The 26,457-nt window shown below is 42.3% G+C and carries 22 protein-coding genes; 5 read left to right on the forward strand and 17 right to left on the reverse strand.

The features are described from left to right. Positions 1 to 14 precede the first annotated feature (14 nt). Positions 15 to 788, reverse strand: coding sequence for a dihydroorotate dehydrogenase electron transfer subunit (locus E4T82_RS03580; protein WP_135181505.1), 774 nt, complete (start codon positions 786 to 788; stop codon positions 15 to 17). A gap of 405 nt (positions 789 to 1,193) precedes the next feature. Between E4T82_RS03580 and E4T82_RS03585 the strand changes: the two genes are divergently transcribed. The 5 genes from E4T82_RS03585 to glgB all read left to right on the forward strand — a co-directional run bounded on the left by E4T82_RS03585 (position 1,194) and on the right by glgB (position 8,111). Further along, the gene (locus E4T82_RS03585; protein WP_135181506.1) at positions 1,194 to 2,105 is read left to right on the forward strand and encodes a LysR family transcriptional regulator; all 912 of its coding nucleotides are present in this window, start codon (positions 1,194 to 1,196) and stop codon (positions 2,103 to 2,105) included. A 153-nt stretch (positions 2,106 to 2,258) separates the two neighbouring features. Further along, positions 2,259 to 3,386, forward strand: coding sequence for a glucose-1-phosphate adenylyltransferase (locus E4T82_RS03590; RefSeq protein WP_135181507.1), 1,128 nt, complete (start codon positions 2,259 to 2,261; stop codon positions 3,384 to 3,386). 12 nt (positions 3,387 to 3,398) lie between these two features. After that, a complete protein-coding gene (glgD, locus tag E4T82_RS03595; RefSeq protein ID WP_135181508.1) occupies positions 3,399 to 4,514 on the forward strand; it encodes a glucose-1-phosphate adenylyltransferase subunit GlgD in 1,116 nt (371 codons plus the stop codon). An 8-nt stretch (positions 4,515 to 4,522) separates the two neighbouring features. Next, complete coding sequence (gene glgA / locus E4T82_RS03600; protein WP_135181509.1) at positions 4,523 to 5,968, forward strand: glycogen synthase GlgA; 1,446 nt, start codon at positions 4,523 to 4,525, stop codon at positions 5,966 to 5,968. A 298-nt stretch (positions 5,969 to 6,266) separates the two neighbouring features. Then, entirely contained in the window at positions 6,267 to 8,111 is a 1,845-nt protein-coding gene (glgB, locus tag E4T82_RS03605; protein ID WP_135181510.1) for a 1,4-alpha-glucan branching protein GlgB, read from the forward strand. 71 nt (positions 8,112 to 8,182) lie between these two features. Here glgB and E4T82_RS03610 read toward each other — a convergent pair whose 3' ends face one another. From E4T82_RS03610 to E4T82_RS03685, 16 genes are all read right to left on the reverse strand, one after another. After that, the gene (locus E4T82_RS03610) at positions 8,183 to 8,992 is read right to left on the reverse strand and encodes a transporter substrate-binding domain-containing protein (protein ID WP_135181550.1); all 810 of its coding nucleotides are present in this window, start codon (positions 8,990 to 8,992) and stop codon (positions 8,183 to 8,185) included. 253 nt (positions 8,993 to 9,245) lie between these two features. Further along, on the reverse strand, positions 9,246 to 9,713 hold the full coding sequence (locus E4T82_RS03615) for an 8-oxo-dGTP diphosphatase (RefSeq protein WP_135181511.1): 468 nt from the start codon (positions 9,711 to 9,713) through the stop codon (positions 9,246 to 9,248). A 370-nt stretch (positions 9,714 to 10,083) separates the two neighbouring features. Further along, positions 10,084 to 10,230: a hypothetical protein gene (locus tag E4T82_RS12445; protein WP_167753551.1), complete on the reverse strand. Its 147-nt coding sequence runs from the start codon at positions 10,228 to 10,230 to the stop codon at positions 10,084 to 10,086. 22 nt (positions 10,231 to 10,252) lie between these two features. After that, complete coding sequence (locus E4T82_RS03625; RefSeq protein ID WP_135181512.1) at positions 10,253 to 11,668, reverse strand: hypothetical protein; 1,416 nt, start codon at positions 11,666 to 11,668, stop codon at positions 10,253 to 10,255. Then, positions 11,658 to 12,722, reverse strand: a complete 1,065-nt coding sequence (locus E4T82_RS03630) for an NAD-dependent epimerase/dehydratase family protein (protein WP_135181513.1) — start codon at positions 12,720 to 12,722, stop codon at positions 11,658 to 11,660. The genes E4T82_RS03625 and E4T82_RS03630 overlap by 11 nt, the downstream gene beginning before the upstream one ends. A gap of 2 nt (positions 12,723 to 12,724) precedes the next feature. Further along, positions 12,725 to 13,453, reverse strand: coding sequence for a 2-C-methyl-D-erythritol 4-phosphate cytidylyltransferase (ispD, locus tag E4T82_RS03635; RefSeq protein ID WP_135181514.1), 729 nt, complete (start codon positions 13,451 to 13,453; stop codon positions 12,725 to 12,727). After that, complete coding sequence (locus tag E4T82_RS03640; RefSeq protein WP_135181515.1) at positions 13,440 to 14,750, reverse strand: O-antigen polymerase; 1,311 nt, start codon at positions 14,748 to 14,750, stop codon at positions 13,440 to 13,442. The genes ispD and E4T82_RS03640 overlap by 14 nt, the downstream gene beginning before the upstream one ends. 41 nt (positions 14,751 to 14,791) lie before the next feature. Beyond that, positions 14,792 to 15,712, reverse strand: coding sequence for a glycosyltransferase family 2 protein (locus E4T82_RS03645; protein WP_135181516.1), 921 nt, complete (start codon positions 15,710 to 15,712; stop codon positions 14,792 to 14,794). Continuing rightward, on the reverse strand, positions 15,694 to 16,527 hold the full coding sequence (locus E4T82_RS03650) for a LicD family protein (protein WP_135181517.1): 834 nt from the start codon (positions 16,525 to 16,527) through the stop codon (positions 15,694 to 15,696). Before E4T82_RS03650 ends, E4T82_RS03645 begins: the two co-directional genes overlap by 19 nt. 100 nt (positions 16,528 to 16,627) lie before the next feature. Next, positions 16,628 to 17,479 (reverse strand): glycosyltransferase, encoded by an 852-nt coding sequence (locus E4T82_RS03655; RefSeq protein ID WP_135181518.1) that lies wholly within the window; start codon positions 17,477 to 17,479, stop codon positions 16,628 to 16,630. Continuing rightward, complete coding sequence (locus tag E4T82_RS03660; protein WP_135181519.1) at positions 17,476 to 18,696, reverse strand: DegT/DnrJ/EryC1/StrS family aminotransferase; 1,221 nt, start codon at positions 18,694 to 18,696, stop codon at positions 17,476 to 17,478. Before E4T82_RS03660 ends, E4T82_RS03655 begins: the two co-directional genes overlap by 4 nt. Before the next feature lie 8 nt (positions 18,697 to 18,704). Continuing rightward, on the reverse strand, positions 18,705 to 19,394 hold the full coding sequence (locus E4T82_RS03665) for a sugar transferase (RefSeq protein ID WP_135181520.1): 690 nt from the start codon (positions 19,392 to 19,394) through the stop codon (positions 18,705 to 18,707). Between the two features lie 2 nt (positions 19,395 to 19,396). Next, positions 19,397 to 21,202 carry a polysaccharide biosynthesis protein gene (locus E4T82_RS03670; protein ID WP_135181521.1) on the reverse strand — a complete coding sequence of 602 codons (1,806 nt, stop codon included), beginning with the start codon at positions 21,200 to 21,202 and terminating at the stop codon, positions 19,397 to 19,399. A gap of 199 nt (positions 21,203 to 21,401) precedes the next feature. Next, positions 21,402 to 22,859: an LCP family protein gene (locus E4T82_RS03675; RefSeq protein ID WP_135181522.1), complete on the reverse strand. Its 1,458-nt coding sequence runs from the start codon at positions 22,857 to 22,859 to the stop codon at positions 21,402 to 21,404. A 433-nt stretch (positions 22,860 to 23,292) separates the two neighbouring features. Continuing rightward, positions 23,293 to 24,702 carry an alginate O-acetyltransferase AlgX-related protein gene (locus E4T82_RS03680; RefSeq protein WP_135181523.1) on the reverse strand — a complete coding sequence of 470 codons (1,410 nt, stop codon included), beginning with the start codon at positions 24,700 to 24,702 and terminating at the stop codon, positions 23,293 to 23,295. Between the two features lie 18 nt (positions 24,703 to 24,720). Beyond that, complete coding sequence (locus tag E4T82_RS03685; RefSeq protein ID WP_135181524.1) at positions 24,721 to 26,220, reverse strand: MBOAT family O-acyltransferase; 1,500 nt, start codon at positions 26,218 to 26,220, stop codon at positions 24,721 to 24,723. Positions 26,221 to 26,457 lie beyond the last annotated feature (237 nt).

Genomic DNA, 26,457 nt, shown 5'->3' on the forward strand with positions numbered 1-26,457 from the left:
CTCATACTCCTTTCTCATAATACAAGACTACCTGTCGCAAAGACGGGGCCTTCCTTGCAGACACGCTGATTCTCATGTTCCTTACTCCCTTTAGGACGGACAACACAGGCATAGCAGGCACCCATGCCACACGCCATACGGGCTTCTAGCGATAGATAGGCATGCGGGTGATGTTCAAACCGCTGATTGACATAAGTCATCATAGCAGGCGCCCCGCAGGCATAAATTGCATCAAAAGGCTGGGACAGTTGATCCACCACCGTTGACACATAGCCTTTTTGTCCATAGGTGCCGTTATCCGTTGTAACAAAGACTTCTCCGTAGCGTTTTAATTCGCCCTCTAAGATGACTGCCTGACGGTCAGTAAAACCAATCACGGACACTACCCTCGCACCGCGCTGATGGGCTTGTTTTGCAAGCTCCACCAAGGGAGGAACGCCAATCCCGCCTCCGATGATGAGAATGGTCTGATTTGCCTCGACATGTGCGAGTGGAAAGCCATTGCCAAGCGGACCCATAACATCGATTTCGTCTCCTGCTTGGAGCTTAGAAAAGGCATCAGTTCCCTGACCTTCCACACGGTAAATCAAGCGGGCCTCACACTTTTTGACATCTATCTCAGAAATCGAAATCGGCCTGCGCAAGACCATGGACTTGTCTGGCACTTTCAGATGGACGAATTGACCCGACTTCATCTCCGCCACCATCTCTCCTTTGAGGACGAGTGAAAAGATGTTGGGAGCCAAACAGTCTTGGCGCACAACAGTCATCATTTCTTTTAAAATCATGCTTCCTCCTACAAAAATAACCCCGCCACAGGCAAGGTTACACGAAAAGAATAAGCGCTCTAGCAATCCCGCATACCCGCCCCTGCTGTCATAGCTGATGACGGCAGGGTGCCAGATAGCCTAAAATCGCCTAGCCCCTTAGAACCTGTATTTATAAGCGAAGTCATTCTAATCGGGAGCTTATTTTACGATAATCAAGGCGCTTTTTTGAAGGAATACTGACTGTATTTTGAAAAAAAGCAACGATGAGTAGCGTTAAATAAGCCCTGAATAGAGTGGTTGAGCTGTGAATACAGGTTCTTAATATCTCGCCTTTTTTGCCTCTCTGGACTCAATTAAAGGTTTTGTTCTTTCCGCATTATACATTTTTCGCCCTTTTTTGTCAAATCATGATACAATAGAAATATGAGAATCCAACAATTACACTATATTATTAAAATTGCTGAAACAGGCAGTATGAATGAAGCTGCCAAGCAGTTGTTTATCACCCAACCTAGCTTATCAAATGCCGTCCGCGATTTGGAAAAAGAGATGGACATTGAGATTTTCTACCGCAATCCCAAGGGTATTACGCTCACCAGAGACGGGATGGAATTTCTCTCCTATGCCCGTCAGGTCGTTGAGCAAACGGAACTTCTGGAAGAACGTTATAAAAATCCCGGTGCCAAACGTCAGCTCTTTAGCGTGTCTTCGCAGCACTATGCCTTTGTCGTCAACGCCTTTGTGTCCCTCCTAAAAGAGACCGACATGGAAGATTACGAACTGTTCCTGCGGGAAACACGGACTTGGGAAATCATCGACGATGTCAAAAACTTCCGCTCCGAAATAGGCGTTCTCTTTCTCAACAATTTTAACCGCGATGTCTTACTCAAGATGTTCGATGACCACCGCTTGAGCCACACCCATCTCTTTACGGCAAGACCCCACGTCTTTGTTAGCAAGACCAATCCTCTGGCTCAAAAGTCACTGATCACATTAGACGACTTGGCTGATTTTCCTTACCTAAGCTACGAACAAGGAATTCACAACTCCTTCTATTTTTCAGAGGAAATTCTCTCACAGGAGCACCACAAAAAATCAATCGTCGTGTCTGACCGCGCTACCCTCTTTAATCTCCTGATCGGACTAAATGGCTACACCATTGCCACAGGTATTTTGAACTCCAACTTAAACGGAGACAACATCGTGTCGATTCCGCTGGACTACGATGATGAGATTGAGTTGGTCTATATCCAGCATGAAAAAACCATTCTCTCTGAAATGGGTGAAAAATTTATCAACTACCTGCTAGATGAAGTCAAATTTGATGCTAACTAGGCAGAGACAAGTTGCAAAAAAACTTTTTAAACATAGTGAAAGCGTAGTGCAAGAAAAAGTGAAAGCAAATCAGTCTTTCTTTCGGAAAACGCTTCCATTATGTTTTTATTTGTGCTATAATAGTCGTATCATATATATAAGGAGTGATCTATTTTGGCACAAAATAAATTAGTAGCAATGATTCTTGCTGGCGGACGTGGGACACGCTTGGAAGGGTTGACCAAAAAGGTTGCAAAACCTGCGGTTGCATTCGGTGGAAAATACCGCATTATTGACTTTCCACTCAGTAACTGTGCAAACTCAGGGATTGACATTGTTGGTGTTTTGACCCAGTACGAGCCTGTCCTACTCAATTCCTACGTTGCCCAGTCACAGCGTTGGGGCTTGGATGTGCAAGGTTCAGGTGTCTTTGTGCTTCCTCCAAGTGAAAAAATTGAAGGATTCGGTCTCTATAAAGGAACTGCTGACGCTATCACCCAAAATATCGACTTTGTTGACCTTCATGACCCAGAATATGTCCTCATCTTATCAGGTGACCACATCTACAAGATGAATTACGATAAATTGCTGGATACTCATATTCAAAACGAGGCCGATGCAACCATTGCCGTTATCGAAGTACCGATGAAAGAAGCATCCCGCTTTGGTATCATGAATACCGACAGTGACTACCGCATCGAAGAGTTTGAAGAAAAACCAGCCCAACCAAAGAGCAATCTAGCGTCTATGGGCATCTATATCTTCACTTGGAAAACCCTACGGAAATATCTCCTTGAAGACGACAAGAGCGATACCTCATCCCATGACTTTGGCCATGACATTATTCCAAAATACCTTGCAGATGGCAAACGTCTCTATGCTCACCCATTCCGTGGCTACTGGAAAGACGTGGGAACCGTCAACAGTCTTTGGGAATCCAACATGGACTTGATTGATCATGCAGATGATCTAGACCTATCTGATTCCTCTTGGCGCATTTACTCTGAAGACTCGGGCTCTCCTGCCCAAGTCATCGGTAGCCATGCGACTGTCTGTAGCGCCTATATCGACAAAGGTGCGATTATTGAGGGCAACATTGAACATTCTGTTGTCTCGACAGATGTCGTGGTCAACCGCGGTGCTTCCGTGAAAAATTCTGTCCTGCTTCCAGGAGCCGTCATTGGCGATAATGTGCAATTAGACTATGTCATCGTTGCAGAAAACGTCAAGATTGCAGAAAGAACAAAATTAGCAGGAACTGCTGATGCCATCCTCTTAATCGATAAAAACGTAAGCAAGTAAGAAAGGATTACCATGCTAAGAAATACATTAGGAATTGTAAATATTGAAGGAACCAATGTCCATTTTGGAGATATCATGAGTCATCGTGGGATTCAAGCCTTTGGATTTTTAGGACGCTACCGCTTGATTGACTTTGTCCTTTCCAACATGTCCAATTCTGGTATCAGTGATTTCCAAGTCTATATGCCTGCTAAAATGCGCTCTACCATCCAGCACGTCGGAACAGGTAAACACTACAATATCAATAGCAAACGCGGCAAACTGCGCTTGTTAAACAGCGTCACAGACCCAAACTCCATTTACCAGCACGACATCAAGGCCTTTTCAGACAATATTCACTATATTGAAAATTCACACAAAGACTATGTCTTGATTGCACCGTCCTACTTCATCTACAGCCAAGATTATTCCAAGGTGTTGGATGAACATTTGGAAACCAAGGCAGACATCACCGTCCTGTATAAAAATGTCACCAATGCCAAAGAAAACTTTATCGGCTGCCAGACGCTCAAGTTTGGCGATGACAAACGCATTGTGGAGTTTGAAGAAAACCACGGTAAATACAAGAATCGCCCTGTCTCTCTTGAAGCCTACTTCATGAAACGGACCGTTTTCCTTGAGTTAATTAAGCGGGCCAACAAGGTTTCTGCCCTCTACTGGCTCAAAGATATTCTCCGTGATGTGGTCGACCAATACCGTATTGTCGGCTATGCCCACCGCGATTTTGTAGCCTGCATCAATACAGTTGAAGCCTATTTCCAAACCCAGCTTGACTTGATTGACCCAGATACCCGCAAACTTCTCTTCAAGAACAATTGGCCGATTCATACTCAGACCAGCGACAGCTCGCCATGTCTTTACGGACCGCTTGCTGAAGTCAAACGTTGCTTGATTTCAAACGGCGGCAGCATCAATGGTCAAGTGGAAAATTCGGTCATTGACCGGGATGTGGTCATCGAAGAAGGTGTAGTCATTAAAAATTCCATCATTTTAAACGGTGTCACCATTAAAAGCGGTGCCAACATTGAAAATGCCATTATCGATAAAGCAACTACGATTGCTCACCCAGTTGATATTAAAGGAAGTGCTACTGCACCCGCTTATTTAAAAGCCTATCAAATTATTTAGGAGGAACTATGTCCAAAAAATCTGTTCTCTTTGTCGCCTCAGAAGGGCTTCCCTTTATTAAAACTGGAGGATTGGCAGATGTTATCGGCTCCCTCCCCAAAGAACTGGTAAAACAAGGAATGGACGTGCGGGTGGTTCTGCCACTCTATCTCAAAATCGCTGTCAATCATCACGCCGATTTTGACTATGTTTCTAGCTTTGATGTCCGATCAGGCGATATTCAATCCATGGCCAATGTCTACCAACAAGTCATTGACGGGGTAACCTTTTACTTCATTGAACACCGTGACTACTTCGAACGCAAGGACTTGTACGGTTACGATGACGATGCCATGCGCTTTGGTTTCTTCCAGCATGCAACCTGCCGCTTGTTAGAAGCCCTAAACTACTTCCCTGACATCATTCATAGCCACGACTGGCATACAGCTGCGATTCCTTTCCTCTGCCGGACCTTCTACAGCTATCGTGAGGAATTCCGTGCTATCAAGCATGTCTTTACCATTCATAATCTCGCCTTCCAAGGGATTTTCAACAAACAAGCCCTCTGGTCTGCCTTAGGAATGGACTATAGCTACTATGTAGATGGAATTGCACGCTTCCACGATGATTGCATCAGCTTTATGAAACTGGGCATCCTCTACGCTGACAAAGTGACGACGGTCTCTGAAACCTATGCACAGGAAATTCTGACCGAAGAATTTGGCGAACACATGGAGCATGTCTTGGAATTGCGTCGCCATGACTTACTCGGTATTGTCAATGGAATTGACTACGACACATGGAATAGCCAGACAGACAACTGCCTAGCACACAATTATGGACTTGACACACTTCACCAAAAAAAGGCCAATAAACTAGCCCTCCAAGCCCAGTTTGGTCTGGCACAGGATGAACATGTGATGCTCGTTGGAATCGTGTCACGCTTGACCTGGCAAAAAGGCTTCTATCTCTTGACCGAGGTCCTCAACCAGCTCTTACAGGCCCATGTCCAATTTGTCATTCTAGGAAATGGGGAAGCAGACATTGAACATGCCTTTCACTATTTCAAGAATGCTCACCCAGATAAATTCGCTTTCTACCAAGGTTACAATGAGCCCTTGGCACATCAGATTTATGCGGCTAGTGATCTCTTTCTCATGCCGTCCATGTTTGAGCCATGTGGCATCAGTCAGCTGATTTCCATGCACTACGGTACTATTCCGCTGGTGCGGGAAACAGGAGGACTGCGCGACACCGTACTTCCTTACAACATCGTCACCAAGGAAGGAACAGCCTTTAGCTTCTGGGGCAAGGATGCCTACAATATGAAACAAGTCTATGATTTGGCCCTTGATACCTACTATAACCGCCCAGAAGATTGGCAGCAATTGATTAGACAAGCTATGACTGCAGATGTCAGCTGGACAGCTTCTGCAAAACGCTATATTGATCTCTACAACGAAATTACCTACTAATACGAGTCAGTGGATGTTGTGAGAGACAAACTGACAAACCAATACCAAAAGCGGTTGGGACAAACGTCCCTTACCTCTTTCCGTTTCATAGGTTTAACAGATTAGCGCAGTAGTTATCTGGTTTGTAAAACGTTGATAAACTAACATTCTACAAACGTAGTCAACCTTGCGGGGTATCAACAGTCAGGGGAGTGACTGTTGATATCCGAGCCTAGAAACTAGAGAGCGAGGACAACGAAATCGAACTCTTACGAATTACCGATTTCTGTCCCACTCCCCTTTTAGAGAAGGAGGAAGTATGACCTTCACAGATCTTGATTTATATTATTTACATACTGGTGAGCACACCAGTCTCTACGAAAAATTCGGCGCCCACACCATCAAGAAGGGCAATAAAATCCTTGGTACCGAGTTTCGGGTCTTTGCCCCTCATGCGCAATCTGTTTTTCTGGTGGGTGAATTTAACCACTGGCAAAAGACCCACCCCATGCAGGTTGAACAAGACGGCGTCTTTCACCTCTATGTGGACGGCTTAAAATCACTTGAAGTCTATAAGTACCTCATCGTGACCCACGATAGTAGAGAACTCTACAAGGCGGATCCCTACGCCTTCTTTAGCCAGCTACGCCCCAATACTGCCTCCAGCACCTACAATTTCCGCTACAAATTCAAGGACGACACTTGGATGTATCACAGGGTCAACTATGATTTTAGGGAGAAACCATTTTCTGTCTACGAAGTCCACTTGGGCTCGTGGCTACAAAAAGGAACTGGAGAAGATAGGGCTGATCGCTTTTATTCCTATAAGGAAATCGCACCGCTCCTCATCGACTATGTCAAGGAACACCAATTTACCCATATAGAACTCCTGCCAATTACAGAACATCCGCTCGATGCTTCTTGGGGCTACCAAGTGACCGGCTACTACAGCCCGACCAGTCGCTATGGCAAGCCTGATGAATTGAAATACCTCATCGATCAATGCCACCAAGCAGGAATCGGGGTCATTCTCGACTGGGTACCACTTCATTTCTGCAAAGACGCCCATGGACTCTACCAATTTGATGGCAGCTGGCTCTATGAATATGAGATGGAGGGCGACCGAGAAAATCAACAGTGGGGGACAGCCAATTTCGACCTCGGCAAAGGGGTGACCCGCTCCTTCCTCCTCTCCAATATCAGGTATTGGTTGCAGGAATTTCATTTTGACGGTATTCGTGTTGATGCGCTGTCCTACCTCCTTTATTGGCGGGGAGAGACCGAAGAAGACAAGCTCAACCATACAGCTATCGACTTTATCAAGCGAGTCAATGCGCTGATCCATACTGAATTTAAGGGTGTGGTGATGATTGCTGAAGATTCGTCTAGCTATCCTAAGGTGACCCATGCGCTAGAAGATGGCGGACTTGGATTTGACATGAAGTGGGACTTGGGCTGGATGAACGATACCCTCAAACACATGGAACGCCCCTCCATCTACCGCAAGCACCATTCCAACGAAATCACCTTTGGCATGTACTACAATCCGAGCGAGCAGTTTATCCTCCCGCTCTCACATGACGAAGTCGTCCACGGCAAACTCTCCATTGTCAACAAAATGAATGGCAATTATGAGGACAAATTCCACTTGGCGCGTGCCTATTACAGCTATTTCTTTGCCCATCCCGGCAAAAAACTCCTCTTCATGGGAAATGAATGGGGACATATCAGAGAATGGCACGAGTATACGCAAATGGACTGGAATCTGCTAGATTTCCCCATCCACCAATCCTTTGCCCAGATGATGAAGTTCCTCACCAACTTCTACCGTACCCACGATGCCTTCTGGAAATACGACTATCAAGCCCACGAAAAAGGCTTTAAATGGTCCAAAATTTCAGAAGAAGCCAATTGCTACGCCTTCTGCCGTTATAGCGATGAGGAAGAAATTCTCGTGGTCAATAATTTCAACGACCAAGAAATCTATGACCTACCGCTTGATTTACCAGAAGGAGCAACCTACCGACTGGTCTTCTCTTCCAATGCCATTCCAACAGACGATTTTACGATTACAGCAGATAAGGACAGCGCCCATATCACCATTCCGCGCCTTACAACCTATTACCTCGAACGAACCAATCCTGAACACATCAAAAAGGATTGAAATCGATCCATTGAGGTAGATGCAGCTGATAGATAAAATCCCAATCCAACATGCTGGATTGGGATTTTATTCTATTCAACGGCTGTATAGTTTGCTACTTCTTTCAAGTAGTTTTCGTATTCACCTGTTTCAACCAATTCTTTCACGATTTTATCGATTTCTTCTTTCAAGCTACCGCTATCTTTTGGCATGACAATCGCTTTTGTATTGGCATCTGTCTCTGGGAACTTGATATCTGCTACTGCAAGATCTTTATTTTGAGAAGCATAGCCCAAGGCTACTGGCGAATCAAGCAAGACCGCATCGACCTGACCAGATTTCAACTCATTGATGGCTTCGCCCATTTGGGTTAAAGAGATAATGCTCGCATCTTTCAAATTCTCTTTGGCATAGACTTCTTGAGTGGTTCCTTTTTGAACTGCTACTTTTTTCCCTGCTAGGCTATCAGTAGAAGTATAGCTACTTGCTCCATCTTTTTTGACCAACAAGACATCTTGAACATGGTAGTAAGCATCTGAGAAATCAAAGACTTTCATCCGATCTTCTGAAACAGATAGCCCTGCAATCGCAATATCCGCCTTGCCATTTTGGACACTGTTTAAGACATTGTCAAAGCTCATCGAAGATACTTCTAGCTTAACACCTAATTTTTCAGCAATTTTCTCTGCCATTAAAATATCCGCACCAACAACCTTGTTCTTGCCATCTACCAAGGTCTGGAATTCAAAGGGGGCATAGTCAGGACTGGTCGCAACGACCAAGGTCCCTTTTTCTTTAATCTTGTCCAAGGGTGCTATTGCTGCATCCTTGTCACCTGTACCACACGCTACCAAGGTCAATCCTGCTACAAGGGATACTGCTGCTGTCATCATTTTTTTCAATTTCATATTTCTTCCTCTTTTTCTATTGTTGGTATTCACTTCTGTTTGCTATCATTATGTCCATCTTGCAAGGGCGTCATCGGACTTTTACAATCATTTTCATCTTATTTTCTCCTTTTTTCAAAAGATAATCCTATTGTAAGGTATTTTTATGCAATTGTCAATCATCTTTTTGTATTTTTATTCGTTTTTTTGTAAAAAGATACAAAAACACTCAAAAAGACCCAGCATTCCTGCCAAGTCCTCTTCCTTTTTATCGAAAATGCTTATCCCATCCGCCCTCTTCATCTTTTTTCCGATAAAAGAATTCTGAAAGGGTCGGATCATCCATTACTTTTAACACTTCAAGAAGGTCATAGGCTAACTCTAGCAGCGGTAGGTCTGATTTTGGAAGCCAGAAAACTTCGCCCTCATCGCTTGATCGGAGCTGACCTGAAAAGGTTGTCACCTTGTATAGAAAGACGATGTAGCGGTGCCCCTCCTTATCTGGCCAATGTTTGATCCCAACCAGCTGGGGATGTTCAATGGTCAAGCCTGTTTCTTCCTCAACCTCTCGAACCACAGCGTCATGAAAATTCTCTCCCGCTTCAATATGACCTCCTGGAAATGCCAATCCCGACCAGCGATACAATGCTGGGTCTCTGCGCTGCACAACGACACGTCCCTTGCTATCTTCAATGAGACACATATTGGTCAGCGTAACTAGTTCTTTACGCGACATAGGTCCTCCTTACTTTCTATACATCATTCTCTTTTCCAGCATCTCCTTGCCTAGACAGACGAACGTACTGAATCCGTCAAAACGAAAACCGATACGCTCATAAAAGCGAATGGCTCGCTCATTTTCAGCTAAGACTCAGAGAATAATGTGTGAAAAATCCTTTAACTCTTCTAAAGCAACCTGCATCAAACGATAACCAATCTGCTGACGTGGTATGCTTCTAAAACATAAAGAGCATAGACTTCCCCTACCTCTACCACATCTGTTTACTGGGAAGCTACGCAACAAATAAATCCTACTCCCCTGTCATCACTCTTAGCCACAAAGGTATTTTGCGGAAATTTTCGATAATACTCTAGCGAGCGGGCTGCTAAAAATACTGCTGGTAATAGGGGAGCATAGGCTTCTTGCCAGGCCTTCCAGTGAACATAGCCTTGCCCTCTTTTTCGCAATCCGTCAACATCGGAACAATGGTGAGCATGAAAATTCCCCCTTGAGCAAGAATCATACTCTTCAAAAATCTCTTCTTAAATCTCTTCTTAGGAGAGTAATTGCTTAAAATTCGCAACGGTATGAGAGAGGGAATCTTTTTTTAGAACTACATACACCCCATAGCAAATGACATATAGGATAATAGCGAACAGGGACGGTAAAAACCAGCCTGCTACACTAAAGATGATTGTCAATAGCACTTCAAGATAGGTGTCCTTTTTAACCTCTATCCCCAACTCTCCGGCAACTACTCTTTCAGCGACCACACATCTAAACGCTAATAGAATCACGATACTCACTATTGCTAAATCTAAGTTTTGAAACACCAGCGTCGTAAGCAGGGTCAAGCCCAAACTGAGACAGACTGTTTGAATATTCACCTTGAGGATGTACTTCTCCAGTCGCAGAGCCTTTAAATAGGTATTGATGAGCAAGGACATTTTCCCTTCATAAATCGCCATTGGGAAAATGAGTACCATATATTTGATACTTTCCAAATAGTGAGGGAGCCAGTTGACGAGTACCAATTTTAAGGGATAGTACAGAAGCAAAATGCCTAACATAAGAGGCATTAGTACATTTCGTAGACTGATATACAAAAGTGGTAACTTAGAGCGTTCCAAGCGTTTTAACATTGGAAAGATGACAATACCGACAGCATTGATGAAAATCATCATCAGATTAGAGATACTGAGCGTGAGGGACACCTTCCCAAAGGTTGCAATGTCCCATTGCCGTTCAATCCCAATCCGAACCAGGCCAATAATCAAGAGACTAGCCACATTTGATAACATGAGATTACTTCCAACCTTTATGTTATCTATCATTTCAAAAAAATCTAATTTAAAATAGGAGATATTTTTTAATAAAACAGAGCGACAGAGATATAGACCATACACTAATGAAAGGAGCCTTGCAAGGACATCTACATAGATCATCATTCGATAGTCTGTCCTATCTACTAGGATGAAGCCTATCAGCAAAAGGGCATAGAGAAAGCGGTCTAAAATCGTAATAGCTGAACTTTGCTTGATTCGATTGGTTGTCTGTAAGATGTAAATGACAAAAAAGCGCAGATTGGTTAATAGCAAGGTAATGCCCAATTGTTCAAAGATAAATTGTTTATCACTATCTTCTACCCAAACAGAACCATAGGCAACAATCAACAGAGCGATAATGGCTTGAAAGAGCGTATACATCACAAATTGTGAGTAGAACTTTTCCTTGTCTAACTCCTCAAAATGTGCCCCACCGTACTTTAAATAAATGCCATCAATCCAGCCAAGGTGAAAAAAGCCAACGTAACTCACATAAAATAAGTACAACTGCCAGTAGCCATAACTCTCTACTCCTATCAATTTTGGCAGAACCAAAATCACCAAGGTCGAAACCAGCATACTGAGCAAATTGGAAAAGATAGCATAGCCCGAATTAACGATTATATTTTTTAGTTTATTGTTCATCGTGCTTCACTCGACTGTATTTCATAGATTCAATCACCCCAGCAAACATAGTAGGGAGGTCAACGGTCGGTTTCCACCCCAGATCTGCCAGCTTCTTCGTCAACAATTTCAACTTCACCTCTGGATTATAGCCAAACTTCTGAATATCTTGGAGATCAACAACTACGTTTATAGCCGCAGAAGCATCCAGTGAAGCGACCAACTCCGCCATATCTTTAATCGAAATAAGGGTGTTTTCATTTGCTACATTGTAGGCTTCTCCACTTTGCCCTAATAGCAATATGTGCAAGATACCAGCAATGGCGTCTTTAATGGAACAGTAGTTCCTCTCCGTTCCTCCAGTAGTATGGAGGATAATGTCTTGTTTTTCGATAACTGAACGCGCAAATTGTGCAAAGACACGATTATCTTGATAGTCTACTCCAGGACCAAAGGTTTGACACAAGCGAGCAATTTTTACAGGTAGGTGATATTGCGCGGCATACGATATACAGAGGCTTTCAGCTAAACGCTTCCCTTCTGAATAGCTACTGCGCGCATTCGCTGGATTCAAATGGCCAAAATCATTCTCCGAAACATCTTTTTGCCCCTCGAAAGAACCGTAAACCTCTAGGGAGGATAGGAAGACAAATCCCTTAATTGTCTGTTCTTTCGCCAACTCTAATACGTTACGAGTACCATCAACAACTGTATAGATTGTATCGACTGGCTTTTGAACAAAATCCAAGGAGTTTGTCACACTTGCCCCATGAATGACATAATCAATAGGGTCTTTCACTTCGAGCCGGTCTCTCACATCTCCGATTACTACCTGAAGCCTTTCTATATCGTCTCCAAAAATAGCCTGAGCTTTTGCTAGCGAACGAACCAAGACTGTTATTCGTATCTCCAAACTGTACTTCTCATTTGCCATTAGAAAGGCAAGAACGATTTGTGAACCAATCAAACCCGTAGCCCCTGTGACAAACACTCTCCTTGTATGCAGTTGTTCAAAGAGAGCTTTGTTTTCAGACACTAGGTTTTCTATCTCTGTTAGTACATATTTATCAACCATTTTTACCCGAATACCTGTTCATTTTCTCTGGAATCATAGATCGCTTTAAAAATATAAAAATCAGAAGGGGTCGTTATTTTAATATTCTCTGCTCCCCCCATTACCGTATATAATGGCATCCCATAATGCCGTACTAAGGTTGCAGAATCTGTCATATTCAGCAGATGATCCTGCTGGGCCTGTAGATGTAATTGGAAAATATCTTTAAAGAAGAATGTCTGAGGAGCTACAGCTGTTTGGCAGCTATCCCGATCGACGACATTTGTAATGGAGTTATGTTCATCAACCTGTATCACGGTTTCAATAACAGGCTTAACCGTAACAGTTGCGCCATATTTCCGAACACTTTCGACATTCTTGCTAATAATATCCGCATCAATAAGGGGACGTACTCCGTCATGGATTAAGACAATATCATCGTCGCTGGTGACTAATTTCTGAACAGCCTCTAAACCATTAAAGATAGACAATTGCCCCGTGCTACCACCTGATACAATCTCCCTCACCTTTGATATGCGAAATTTCGTCAACAAACTTCTTAAATAATCATGCCAGCCCTCTACACAGACAACCACAATATGATCAATCTTCGGATGATTTTCAAAATGTTCAATTGTATGAATAATAATCGGTTTGCCGTGTAGCTCCAAAAATTGCTTGGGCTTCGTTGTTAACTTCATTCTTGTACCGGTTCCACCGGCAAATATAACGACTGAATTACTTCCACTCATGTAGCTTCTCCTTCATCATTCTTCTGTTACGAATATACCAATATAAAATAAGAACCCAACCGATTTCATATACAAGTCCTAAGTGCATACGAGCAAAAAACTGTTCAGCAATTGTGAAGTAAGCTAGCGGATACACTGTCAAAGAGTAGAAAATCCAAGAAAAACTGTACTTCTGTTTTTGGGTTAAACCGTAAAGAGTTTCAAACGTAATGCCCATTACAAAAGGAAAAATTAAGACACCAACATAGGCAAAATCATCTACAAAAGGCCTCATAGCAGAATAGATATTGGAATGATAGAAAGCGCCTGTACTCGATGTATACGTGATATATTCAGAAAATGATGCTCCCTTATGGACAAATTGAACAAACCCCAAACGTCCTAGAATCCCCAAAAACGACTTAAATGTAGTAGCACCCCAGTGAAGATGATTAGGAATAAATTTTTCAATATAAAGATTGAAATTATACAAACCTGACCCACCGTAGAGACTGATAGCACGTCCAAAATCTGACTTATAGCCCTTTAATTTTCCAAAAAGATAAAATATGCCAACGGTGATTAATAGATATAAGGCCAATCTTAACAGTGGTTTAAAATGAGCACGGGTGATTTTTCCCTTACTAGTCGCTGTAAAAAATAAGATCCAAAGAACAGCACAGTAGATGAAGAAACGCAGGAGGATATTTCGATCCGTTGAAATAACAGCCATGAGTAAAAATAGCATGATGATCACCCCGTGCGTCCACTGATGTTTTCTCGTTTTTACCACGTAGGTATCTAATAAGAATTGGAAAAAACTAATATTTGCAATGGCTGTCAATAGTTTCACTAATTGGTTCACGATAAAGGTATTGGAACCATTATGTTCAACGTTTCGATCATAGATTTGCCGTAACATAAAGCTGACATCCGTTGATAACTCAATCCCTCTAAAAATAAGAAGAATATAAGCAATCATGGCGATGATAGCCAGACCAAACAAGACCTTACTAGGCTCAGCTAGAATAGATAAATCCTCCGTGGAATGAGTCGATAGAGGTCTAGGAGACTTCTTTCTGAAAGGAAGATAATCAATCAGGAGAGTTCCGAGATAAAAGGAGCCGATAGCTGTGAGCGTATACACCATAAAACGATCGCTCAGGACCACATCCCAATTTCTCTGGTTGAACATAATAATGCTTGAAGCTAGTACAAACGATAATAGAAATAGAATGGTTGGCCTTATCAAACTTCTCCAGCGATAGAAATCAAGCCCCAGTAAGGCGAAAGAAACAATCAATAATAAATAAATCATAATTCTCCTTCAGTATAGTATGTTCGTCACGTATTTCTGACCTAAATCAGATTCAACAGAATTTTCGCTCTAATCGCCCACTTAGACTCATTCGATAAGGAAAATAGATGACTATGTCGTATCAAGGCCATTTTTGCCGAAAAGTTCCTCTGATAGCCACTGACGATTTTTAAGTCAGATAGGGTCCCCTCCCCTATCCTATCACTAAATTTTTCAACTATTTCCTTGGCTAATAGACTTCTGCCATTTCTTTTTGACTTATCGCGGAACTTTTTGTACCAGTTCACATAGATATTTTCTTTTCTAACACCTACAACATTATGTTCATGTTGACGATAATAGATGTAGGAACTTGTATCATAGATGATATCCCCAACGGTACTAGCTACCATAGCCACCCAGACATCATGAATCCGAACCTTGAGTACATCACGAGACGGTCTATTTTTGGGCTGGTGGAGAATCTCTTGGAGTTCCCGATTCCATACCATGGTGCATCCTGTTACTGGATTATCATTTAAAATTTGAAGGCTGCTGGTATTGATCGGCTGTGCATGGCGTAGACCAATCGGTTCTAAATCTTTCCTTACCAAGGTTTGATTGGAGCAATACAAGGTTGGCTTAGGAGTGTTTCCAATACTCTCCACTGCTTCCAGCAACTTATTCGGTAGCCACACATCATCCTGATCACAAAAGGCATAATAATCATATTCCGTTCCTGCTTGATAGAGAGTTTCCATAAAGCTATTGCCAACTCCAAGATTCTGTCCTTCATTCTCTATCACAGCAAGGTGCTCCTTGTAGGATGCTAGTATCTCCGGCGTCCTATCTTGAGAACCGTCATCTCGCACAAAAATCCTGATTTCAACGCCCTCTTGTTGCACCAAACTTTCAATCTGCTCTCGTAAGTAGTTTTCGCCATTATACGTACTCATTATGACTGCTACTCTTTTTCTTGCCATTCTTCTCTCCAATAAAATGTAGCACTATGATGTGAAACCCTCTTTTCCTTAGATGGTAACGTCATATAATCACCATAGTGTTTTGTTAGATATGCATCGTATTCTGCGATACTATCAAACTCATATTCCTCAAAATTCACAGAAGTATAGTTTTTAAAAGTAGATGTTGGCATAATCTCTTTTTCACGATATACACCGCTGATACAAGCTGCAAACTCGGAGGTTTCAAAATCATACTGCTGACACAGTCGATCAACTTCTTTGTACAGTTTTTCTTTGTTGATAAAACGGCTCATTAAAAATAAACCAAAACGTACTGGTTCAACCAACCATGAGCGTGTTTTACTTCTAAAATAGGTTTTCCATTTTGCTGCAACAAGTAACTCTCGTTTCAAACGACTGTTATTGAAACGCTTGAGAGCTTCATTTTTATCAGCTCCTAGACCATCAATCGGAAAAATATCAATCGTAACCCCTATCTGGTGATCCAAGTCTTTTGTCTCATCAATAATCTGAGTGCTTCTATCACTTAATCGACTAAATAAATCAAAATAATGATCCGTATACTTCAAAGACAAGCAATCAAACCCACAATCATGATCATGGCAGTAGTCTATAAATTTTTCGTAGTCAGGACGGGGCATCATCAGATCGATATCATCATCCCACGGGATAAAACCGCCATGACGAATTGCTCCCAGTAGTGTACCACCCCCTAATGAATAGCGAAAAGAATGTGCTTTACAAATCTTATCAAATTCGATTAGTAGGTCAAGAGCGACTCTCTGGACTTCCTGTAACTCTAGTTCTTCCATTAGTATTGATACCTTCTTATATTCTTTACTAGTTGGTCATCTCCAACTTTACATCTCATTTATTCTCTTACTTATAGCCTTCCTATCTTACTCTGCTCTATCATTCTGATAATTCCTTTTTATTACGTAATAACTGCGTGAAAATCAGAAAGCGAATTTTATGAGGTACTAGAGCTACTATTGACTGAATACCCACCGTTTTATAGTAATCAAATCGGCTAATAAATCCTGTTTCTAAAATCTTTTTGCGACCAGCACGGTATTTTTTCAAATAGGAAAGGCCTCCCCGTCTTTCAATCATGCCAGCACCTGTTCGGACATCCACTAGATAATCATCTATATTCATGCCCTTAGCGCCAGAGAGAAACATTCTAACCCACAACATATCATCTTCCATTAAGGGGGCATCTTCATAATTTCCTGCTTTTACTACACTGCTCTTTTTAAACATAACAGTCATGTGATTAAAGGCACTTCGGCTTTTCTGGTAGTTGACAATATCATCATGTAAGAGCGGAACCTTACGCACTGCAGTAGGGTGCTGTGGGTCTATATCAAATTCCAAAATATGACTGCCGCAAATATCCAGTGTTGGATCTTGCTCAAAACAAACCAGTTGCCTCTCAAATCGGTCTGTCCGCGCAATATCATCAGTATCCATTCGTGCAACCAGTTCATAGCTACAATGTAGCATTCCTTCTCGCAATGCCAAGCCTAGGCCGACATTCTGCTCCAGAGGCACTCGCTTGATTAAGTCTGGATATCGTTCTTGATAGGAATCCAATACTTGATAGAGCTCCTGAGAAAGTGGACCATCCTCAACAATGACCCACTCTGATGCCGGCCTTGTTTGACTTACTAAACTTTCAAGACACTCCTGCAAGTATAGAGGGTTTTCTTTGACATATAACGAGAGTAAGACACTAAACTTTTTATCTACTTCCCCTATCATACGCTTCCTTTCGCACTCGCTACAATCTCTGTTAGCTTGTCTGTAATATAGGTCACATCCTCATCGCTTAGTTGGGTATGAAGAGGTAGGGTGAGGGTCCGTTCAAAATAATGGTAAGCATTTGGGTAATCTTGGATGTCAAACCCCATGTTGGCATAAGCTGTCAAAAGGGGCAGAGGTTTATAGTGGACATTGCAAGCAATGCCAGCTTCTGCCATTTTCTCAATGATTTGATTCCGTTCTGCTAACGTAACTCCCTCAATATGCGTAATATACAAGTGCATAGAAGAGACATAGTCTGAATGGATATGCTGGAGGGGCTGAATCCTTGTTCCTTCAAATGCCTGATTGTAGGCTGCCACAATTTCTGCCCGACGCTCCAACAATCCCGCATAGCGTCTCAACTGAACAAGACCAATCGATGCCATAATATCCGTCATATTGCATTTGAAACCCGGAATCACAATGTCGTACTCCCAAGCTCCCAGCTGGGTTTTAGCCAAGGCGTCCTTGGTTTGCCCATGGAGAGAGAAGATTTGAAATTGACGATACAGCTCCTCATCATCTACCTTTGGATGAGATGCCCAAGTGACTGCTCCACCTTCTGCCGTTGTCAAATTTTTAACTGCATGGAAAGAGAAGGCAGTAAAGTCTGCAACACTGCCAATTTTTCTGCCCTTATAAGAAGCTCCAAAAGCGTGGGCGCTGTCTGACAATACAACAATCCGTCCATAGGCTTCTTGTAAGGGGGTTGCCGCTACAAATCTTGAACGCTGGCTCTCTACAATCTCATAAATTCGGTCATAATCACAAGGGATTCCCGCTAACTCAACCGGAATGATGACCTTCGTGTGAGCTGTAATGGCTTTTTCCACCGCATCATAATCCATTTCAAAACGGTCCGCTTGAATGTCTACAATCACCGGCCGTGCACCGACATGCTCAATCACACTGCAGGATGCCGTATAGGTCATGGCTGGAACGATCACTTCATCGCCAGGCCCCACTCCTAGTACCCGCAAGACAAGTTCCAAGCCCGCAGTCGCTGAATTGAGACAGACTGTCTTATTGGTTTGGGTATAGGCTGATAACTCTTGTTCAAATCGTTTGGTTTTCGGTCCAGTTGTAATCCAACCTGAACGTAGGCTATCGGCCACCTCTGCTATTTCTTCCTCTGTAATATCAGGAGGAGAAAAGGGGATATTTTTCTTTTTCATTGCTTCTCTCACTTTACTACTTTGATAACTGTCTGAACCATAATCCGAAGATCGTTCCAAAATGAAAAGGTCCGAATGTACTCTAAGTTATACCTCATCTTGTCGGGCAACACTTTCTGAAGATAGGCCTCATCTGCAGTCATCCCAAGACTAGTGTAGTGCTCCATGAGCATATCTTCGTCTTTATAAGCGATACTGGCAGGAGAGGTAATGCCGGCTGGCAAGAGCAAAGTCGCTTTCATCTCCTCCGTGTAACAGTTGGTATATCTTTCAACTTCTGGCCTTACACCGACAAAGCTCATATCGCCTGCCAACACATTAAAGAGTTGGGGAATTTCATCTAGGCGATACTTCCGAATCAAGCTACCGACTCGTGTAATACGGCTGTCATTTCCGACCGTTACTAAACTACCTTTTTTATCGGCATCTGCAACCATTGTTCGAAATTTATAAATCTTAAATTTCCTGCCATACTGCGTAATCCGCTCTTGGCGATAAAAGACAGAACCTGGACTATCTAATCGTATCCAAATGACAAAAAACAATAATAGGGGGGAAAAGAATATAATCAAAAGAAGCGCCAATACCCTATCAAATACACATTTGCAAGCGAGATCTACTTTTTTACTTGCAAGAATCGTACGATAGGGTGTCAGTGCAGCCGTCCCCTCCTTCTCCTTCAACCTCTCAGTGTTCATCCTTACTCCTGTTTTGCAAATTCTAGCAACCTATCTTTTAGTTTTTCGAAATCCTCGTCTAATAGGCTGCTAATAAATTCTTCAATTTCCTCTGGTTGTTTATAGGTAACACGTCCTACAAAAATCTTCTCATAAATCTGATCGGATGTGCGTTCTTTCGTTGCTAGAAGCTCTTCATATAACTTTTCTCCCGGTCGAATCCCACTCTCCACAATCCCGATTTCTTCTTCTGAATAGCCACTAAGGGAAATAATTTTTTTAGCAAGATCCAGAATTTTGACAGGCTCGCCCATGTCTAAAATGAAAATCTCGCCCCCATTCATCAAGGCACCCGCCTGAATTACCAAGCGACTAGCTTCTGGAATGGTCATGAAAAAGCGGGTCATGCGGAAATCCGTCACGGTTACTGGACCGCCCTTGGCGATTTGCTCCTTAAATAGCGGAACCACACTGCCACGACTTCCCAAAACATTTCCAAAACGAACAGCCGCAAAACGGGTCTTCCCCGATTCGTTGAGACTGGTCACAATCATTTCTGCCACCCGTTTAGTTGCCCCCATAATATTCGGAGGATTTACAGCCTTATCGGTTGAAATCATAACAAATTTTTCGACGCCATATTCCTTGGCTGCTTCTGCCACATTCTTGGTCCCGAAAATATTATTTTTGACTGCTTCTGTTGGATTGTACTCCATTAACGGCACATGCTTATGGGCTGCTGCATGGTAAACACGATCCGGATGATACTGAGCCATGATTTGGAAAATTCGCTCCCTATCTTGAATATCAGCAATGATTGGAATAATCTCAATATTGTTGCGATAACTCATTGACAATTCTTTGTGAATCAGATAGATAGAATTTTCTCCGTGACCTAGAAGCAACATTCTAGCAGGTGAGAAACGAATCAGTTGCCGACAGAGCTCTGAACCAATGGAACCTCCAGCACCCGTTACCAAAATCGTTTTCCCTTGGATATTAGAGTAAAGACTGGATTGATCCAGTTCCACTTCTTGCCGACCAAGTAAATCAACAATATCAATTTCCCGTAATTTGCTGACACTCACTTGACCAGATAAAATATCTTCCTGTTTCGGAATCGAATAGACTTTCACCCTTGTTTTTTTACAAATATCATAGACGCGGGCGTATTCTTCTAAATTGAGAGACGGAATGGCAATCACGATTTGATCAATTTCATAATTTTTGACAATCTCAGGAATCTGCTCCTCTGAACCTAGTACGCGCACACCGTGTAAGAGGGTTTGCCACTTGACGGGATCCTTGTCAACAATTCCGATAACATCAATATCTTTGAATGAGCGCATGGCTGTTTTTAAGAATAAATCAGCCCCCTGTCCTGCTCCAACTACCAATGTTCGTTTCGCCTTGATAGACTTAGCTCCCCCCATTAAATCAACGTCCTTCAACTCATAGGTCATCCGCCAAATCAAGCGCGATGCACCAATGAGTAATAGGGAGAAAATGTAGCTTAGTAAAATGAAGCGATAACTAAATACGATTCTCTGACTAAAAATGACAATCACTGAGATCGTATAACTAATCAGAAGATTTTTGGTCATTTGCCAAAGGGCAATATAATCTGTAAACCGATTTAAGATAGAGTAAACATGTGTCGCATAGCCACATATCAGATAGACCAACCAAATCGCAGTCAAGAATACCAACATGCGTTGCAAGGATAGGTCAATGTAATTCTCTAAGAAAAACTGAGTGATAAAGCCGCTCGCATAGATAATGAGGGCATCTACCACAATTAAAATAAAACGTTTTTGACCACGTGTCAATTTATATTCCCCCTCTTACAGTCCGAGGTTCTCTTACAAGTTCCTCCTAGGTTCCTTGAAAAACAAGGATAAGCCCCTGTAAAATTCAATGAATGACGTTCAAAAACGATTTCTTGAACATCATTCACTTTTCTTTCTGTGATAATTCTTACCAGTTAGGACAGCAACCTTATCCAAGAGATAGGCTAGCTGATAGCTCCTACTTACCAGCCATGACGTCTTGGATTGCTGCTTTGGCAGCATTCAAACTTTCCTGGTCCACTTCCATCATGTAAAGAGTAGCATCAGGCATGGCATAAGACGGTAAGCCCATAGTACCTGTTCCCGTTAAGGCCTGTGAGGTAACGTTGTAACTTCCACCCGATTCCAACTGACCATTGATTAAGGTCATCATTGTTTCAAGGCTCATATTGGTTTGAACAGAATCTTGAATACCATTCAAAATCTCATTGTAGTTTTTCAAGACAGCTGGTGAGCTTAATTTATTGATCAAGCCCGCAATCACCTTCTCCTGATTTTTACCACGGTCATTGTCCCCACCTTGTAAAGAGTAGCGTTCACGTACAAATTCCAAGGCCTGATTAGAAGTCAGGTGTACTTGTCCCACTGGGAAGTAGGTTCCATCATAGCCTGTAAACTCTTGGTCATTTGTGACATCTACTCCCCCAACCACATCAATCAGTTTTAGGAAAGAGGTAAAATTCAAACGCACATAATAGTTTGTCTGAATATCATAGAGATTCTCAAGCGTATGAATAGAGGCTTCAACACCATAAATACCCGCATGGGTCAACTTATCGTTCTGACCATTTCCACCGTCTGCAATTGGAACATAGGCATCCCGTGGAGTAGTTGTTAGCAAGACTTTTTTGGTCTTAAGGTTCACCGTCATGATGATATTCACGTCTGAACGAGAAACGGACGAAATGGGTCCATAGGTATCAATACCACTCACATAGATATTAAACGCATCACCACTAATTTCGGTTCCTTGAATACTTTCTACCTTTTTGCTCACCTTAAAGGTATAGAGCTTTTTGATTTTTGAAGCATCATAATCGGCGATAATATTTTCAAACACACTGTTTAAAATAATTGCTTTGGCTTCTTTGTTCATCAACGATTGATAGGCTGATAAATAAGAGGGTGCCTCATCTACTGTCAAAGATACCTGCTTTTCCTGTTGGAGGCTCTCTGTCAACCTCGTGATATTTTCGGCGTCTGTCCCAGTTGGTGCTAGGACATTGGTTACCTGACTAATATCTGTCATATCGCTATCTGCAAGTACCATGACACTCATTTCGTATTCTGAGTATTTAGCGGTAGAATTTAGCTTATCCGAAAAACTCGTTGCCTCTCGAATCGCAAACAAGGTTGCCCCACTCACTAGAGTAGCCAAAATCAGAAATATCACGGTAAAACGTGGTGCTTTCTTTTTGATAGCCAAGCCCCCAAAGAGTAGCACAGAAAAAGCTAAAACCGCTGTTGCGATGATATTCAAATAACGGAAAGCCAGTAGATTATACCGATAAATGGCAAAGATTACAATCGCTGCCATAACTGTAAAAATAAGCGCGAGTACACGATTGACGACACTCAACTTACCACCCTGCTGTCTTTCTTTGTATGTTGCTCTTCTTCTCGAACGCTGTTCCATTTGTTAACCTCCAAAATAGTCTATCCCTCGTATCTCGTATGAGGACACCATATTCTATCCAATTTTACCATATTTTACTAAGTCCCGCCATTATTTACTGCCTGTTTAAAACAAAGTCCCCTACCTCAGTAAACATCAGAAAGTAAATAAGCCTCTTCAAACTTCTATCTCTTCGTCTTTAAGGGGCTTCACAGCTGTCATTCATTAAAATGAAAACAACTGCCTATCAAAAAAGTGAACACTATTTTGAAACGAAACAATTATTACAAAACACCCCTAGATAGTGAGCTTGAGCTTGAACTTGATCCTAATCTTGTCAAAAACCAAACAAATCGAATTCGAACTACGAGCAGACAGCACAACCACATAAAAAGGAGCGTGTCGTGGAGGTCGACACAGCTCCTCTTTATCTATAAACATTCTTGGTCAAATACTACTGATACCACACGATAGAAGAACCCTCTTGGGCGATGAGTTCAATTTTGGAATCTTCCGACATCCTTTCAGACGCAAGCGTCGCTCGATAGCCGTCCTCTGTCTTCTCCATATCAACGACTTCCTCATCTACGGTCAACCAAACATGTTGGTAGGTTGCCGTTGTTTTCCAATGAACTGTGTTCAAGACCTTTCCTCTATCAATCTTTAAGTCATCGTTAGGTAGGGCTTGCTTGACCGTAGAGGCATCCAGATAATGAGTGGACGCTAGAGTCGGGTTTAGCTCCAAGTGCTTCATCTTCTCACCGTCAAAGTAGACATTAGAAAATGTATATTCGGCAACTTCAAAAATAACCATATCAGGCTTAAAGATATTGTAGTAGTATGGGAAGTTTAATACATTTTGATAATCGTGAATGGCAATATATTCTCTAAAAGCATTCTCTAGGTATTTATAGCCAAATGTATTCATATAGCTTCCTTGAAACATCAGCACCCGTGGGAGTTCTGTACCACCTTTTGCCTTATTTTGGTAATAAGCAAACCTTTGGTAGGCGGGGTCCAATTGCAATTCCTCTTTGAAAGGGTCTGTTTTGCTTGTTACAACATCTCCCGTAGGAACATGGATGACCGGAACCGATTCATGAATCGGGAACTGGGAGACAGGCAGGGAAACTTCCAACTGGTTTGTGACTTCAAAATCACTCAACTGATTGACCTGAACTGCAGGAAAATCCTTTTTCACTTCTGCTAGAATCGCATTTGTGCCATAAAAGGCGCCTAAATCATTCCAATGATTGGCATCATATTTTTGATTAAAGACAACCTGCCCTCTTTCTGTCTCTTTTTGGAGGGTGACGGTATTATCAAGGTAACGAACACCCCGCTTGTCAAGAGCAGTCAGAAAGGTTGTAAACCAGTCACGATTGTAGTCAAGACCGACAGGGACATAATCTGATAAGACCGCAGGCTTTGCCGGCTGTAAGACAAAGAGGAAGGGAATATTTCTTGCGTCACAATAGTCCTGTATAGCTTTCACCATATCTGCAAACTGTTCATGATAATCCGAATAAGAATTGGCAGATGTGGTTAGACCAGCCCCAAAAACATACCCGTTTTTTCCATACTGATAGCTTGGATGCACCATTTTACCAAACAAGCGATCGTTCAAGAGCGTATAGCCTAAAATCATCTGGTCTCGAAACCCAATTCGGTCATTCACATAGGCCTCGATATAATCTGTCATATCCGTTTCACTATCTTTCACAAAGTCTTTTGAAAATGGATTTTCAGCCAACATACGGTTATCAATCTCAGAGGAGATATGGGGAGCAAAGTGGAAGGTGGTAGCTGGAAGGAGGATAAGCATTGAAAATGCAATGATTGTCAGAATTTTGATAAATTTCATCAGTCTCTCCCCTTCTGTTTAATATTGGAAATAGATAAATGGACTATAGGTTGAATTGACCATAAATAGGATGGCGATAATAAACATCACAAGCAAGACAAGCTCTTGAAGCAAATAGCCAAGCCTTGTAGACACTATCGCACCATACCAGCTTTTGACTCTCTGAGACCCCAAAACAGTAGCACCTGCTATCCCTATCATGGTAAGCGACAGCATTTTGACATCATAGTAATAACGCCAAGTAAAGGAGATGGGCAGATTGATTCCCTTTCCAAGTACGGCATTCAATACCGTTCCAACATCTGAAAGGTCTTGGAATCGTAGCAACTGCCACGAAAGGAGAATGATGGTCATGGTCGCTAGATATTTTATAGCGACAGGTGTTTTTTGGTAGAATTTCTTATCATAGATCAGACGCTCCACCACAACACAAAGAGCATGCACACTCCCCCAGAGGATATAATTCCAGCCCGCTCCATGCCAAATGCCCGATAGGACAAAGATAAGGGCAAGATTGCGCAGCGTTCTCATCTTACCATTACGACTTCCACCCAATGAAATATAAATGTATTCCTTAAACCATCTTCCCAGTGAAATGTGCCACCGTCTCCAAAATTCAGAGATTGATACAGAACGATAGGGAAACTGAAAGTTCTCCCGAAATTCAAAGCCGAGAATCTTAGCAAGCCCAATTGCAATATCAGAATACCCTGCAAAATCGTAATAGAGTTGCAACATGTAGAGAACTAAAGTACCGAATGCCGTTATCTGGTCCATGGAATGAATCGAAATTTGAGCCAAGCAGGCACCAAAGGTATCGGCTAGAATGACCTTTTTAACAACCCCGATCATGATACGATTGATACCGTCAGTAATGAGAGTGAGCGACGACCGACGCTGCCCAATCTGTCCTTGAAAGTCTCTCCACAACACAATCGGACCTGAAATCACTTTTGGAAAAAAGGAAAGGTAGAAAAGACAGTCCAAAAAGCTCCCTGCCGTTGCCTGCCCTCGGTAGATGTCCGTCAAATAGGAAATACTTGAAAAGGTGATGAAAGAGATACCAAGAGGTGTCAGCAAAGATTTAAATGGAAGGCTATCACCAAACAAGCTATTCCACGACTGAATCAGAAAATTGGAATAGTTGAAATAAATCAAGGGAAAGGTCGCAAGGAGAATACCAATCCATAAGGGGAAGAAACTCAGATACACGCGCTTTTGCTCCGCAGGAGAGCGGTAGAGGGTCAGATATAGCCCTTTTGCCCGGATATGTGAAATCCATAGACCAAGTCCATACACCAAAACGATGTAATAAAATAGGCGATATCCATTATCAAATAGGGACCACATGTAAAAGCACATGCTACAGCCTATCAGGAAGACCTGATCTAGCGGGAAGCGTTTGGAAAGACGTCGTACACCGTTCAAAGACAGTAGCCCTCGTATGAGAAAATAGCCCAATATAACGAACGGAAAGAAAACGAACAAGAATAGTTGTGTCGTAAACAACATAGACATGCCTCAATAACATCATAGGATAATGATACTCTTCAAAAATCTTTTCAACCGTTCCAGTTTCCTAAGATACAAAGACCGTAAAGCGTGTAATCTATATCAAGGACAGCCCTATCTGTCATGTGAACCAGTTCACAACAGCTACGGCAAAACGAGAAGGGGACAAAGATCTAGAAGAGCTACTAAATACACTTGTAAAATGTACCCAGAATATTATGCCAGTTATAGGAATAGATGTCA

The organism is Streptococcus cuniculi (assembly GCF_004570575.1).
GTDB lineage: Bacteria > Bacillota > Bacilli > Lactobacillales > Streptococcaceae > Streptococcus > Streptococcus cuniculi_A.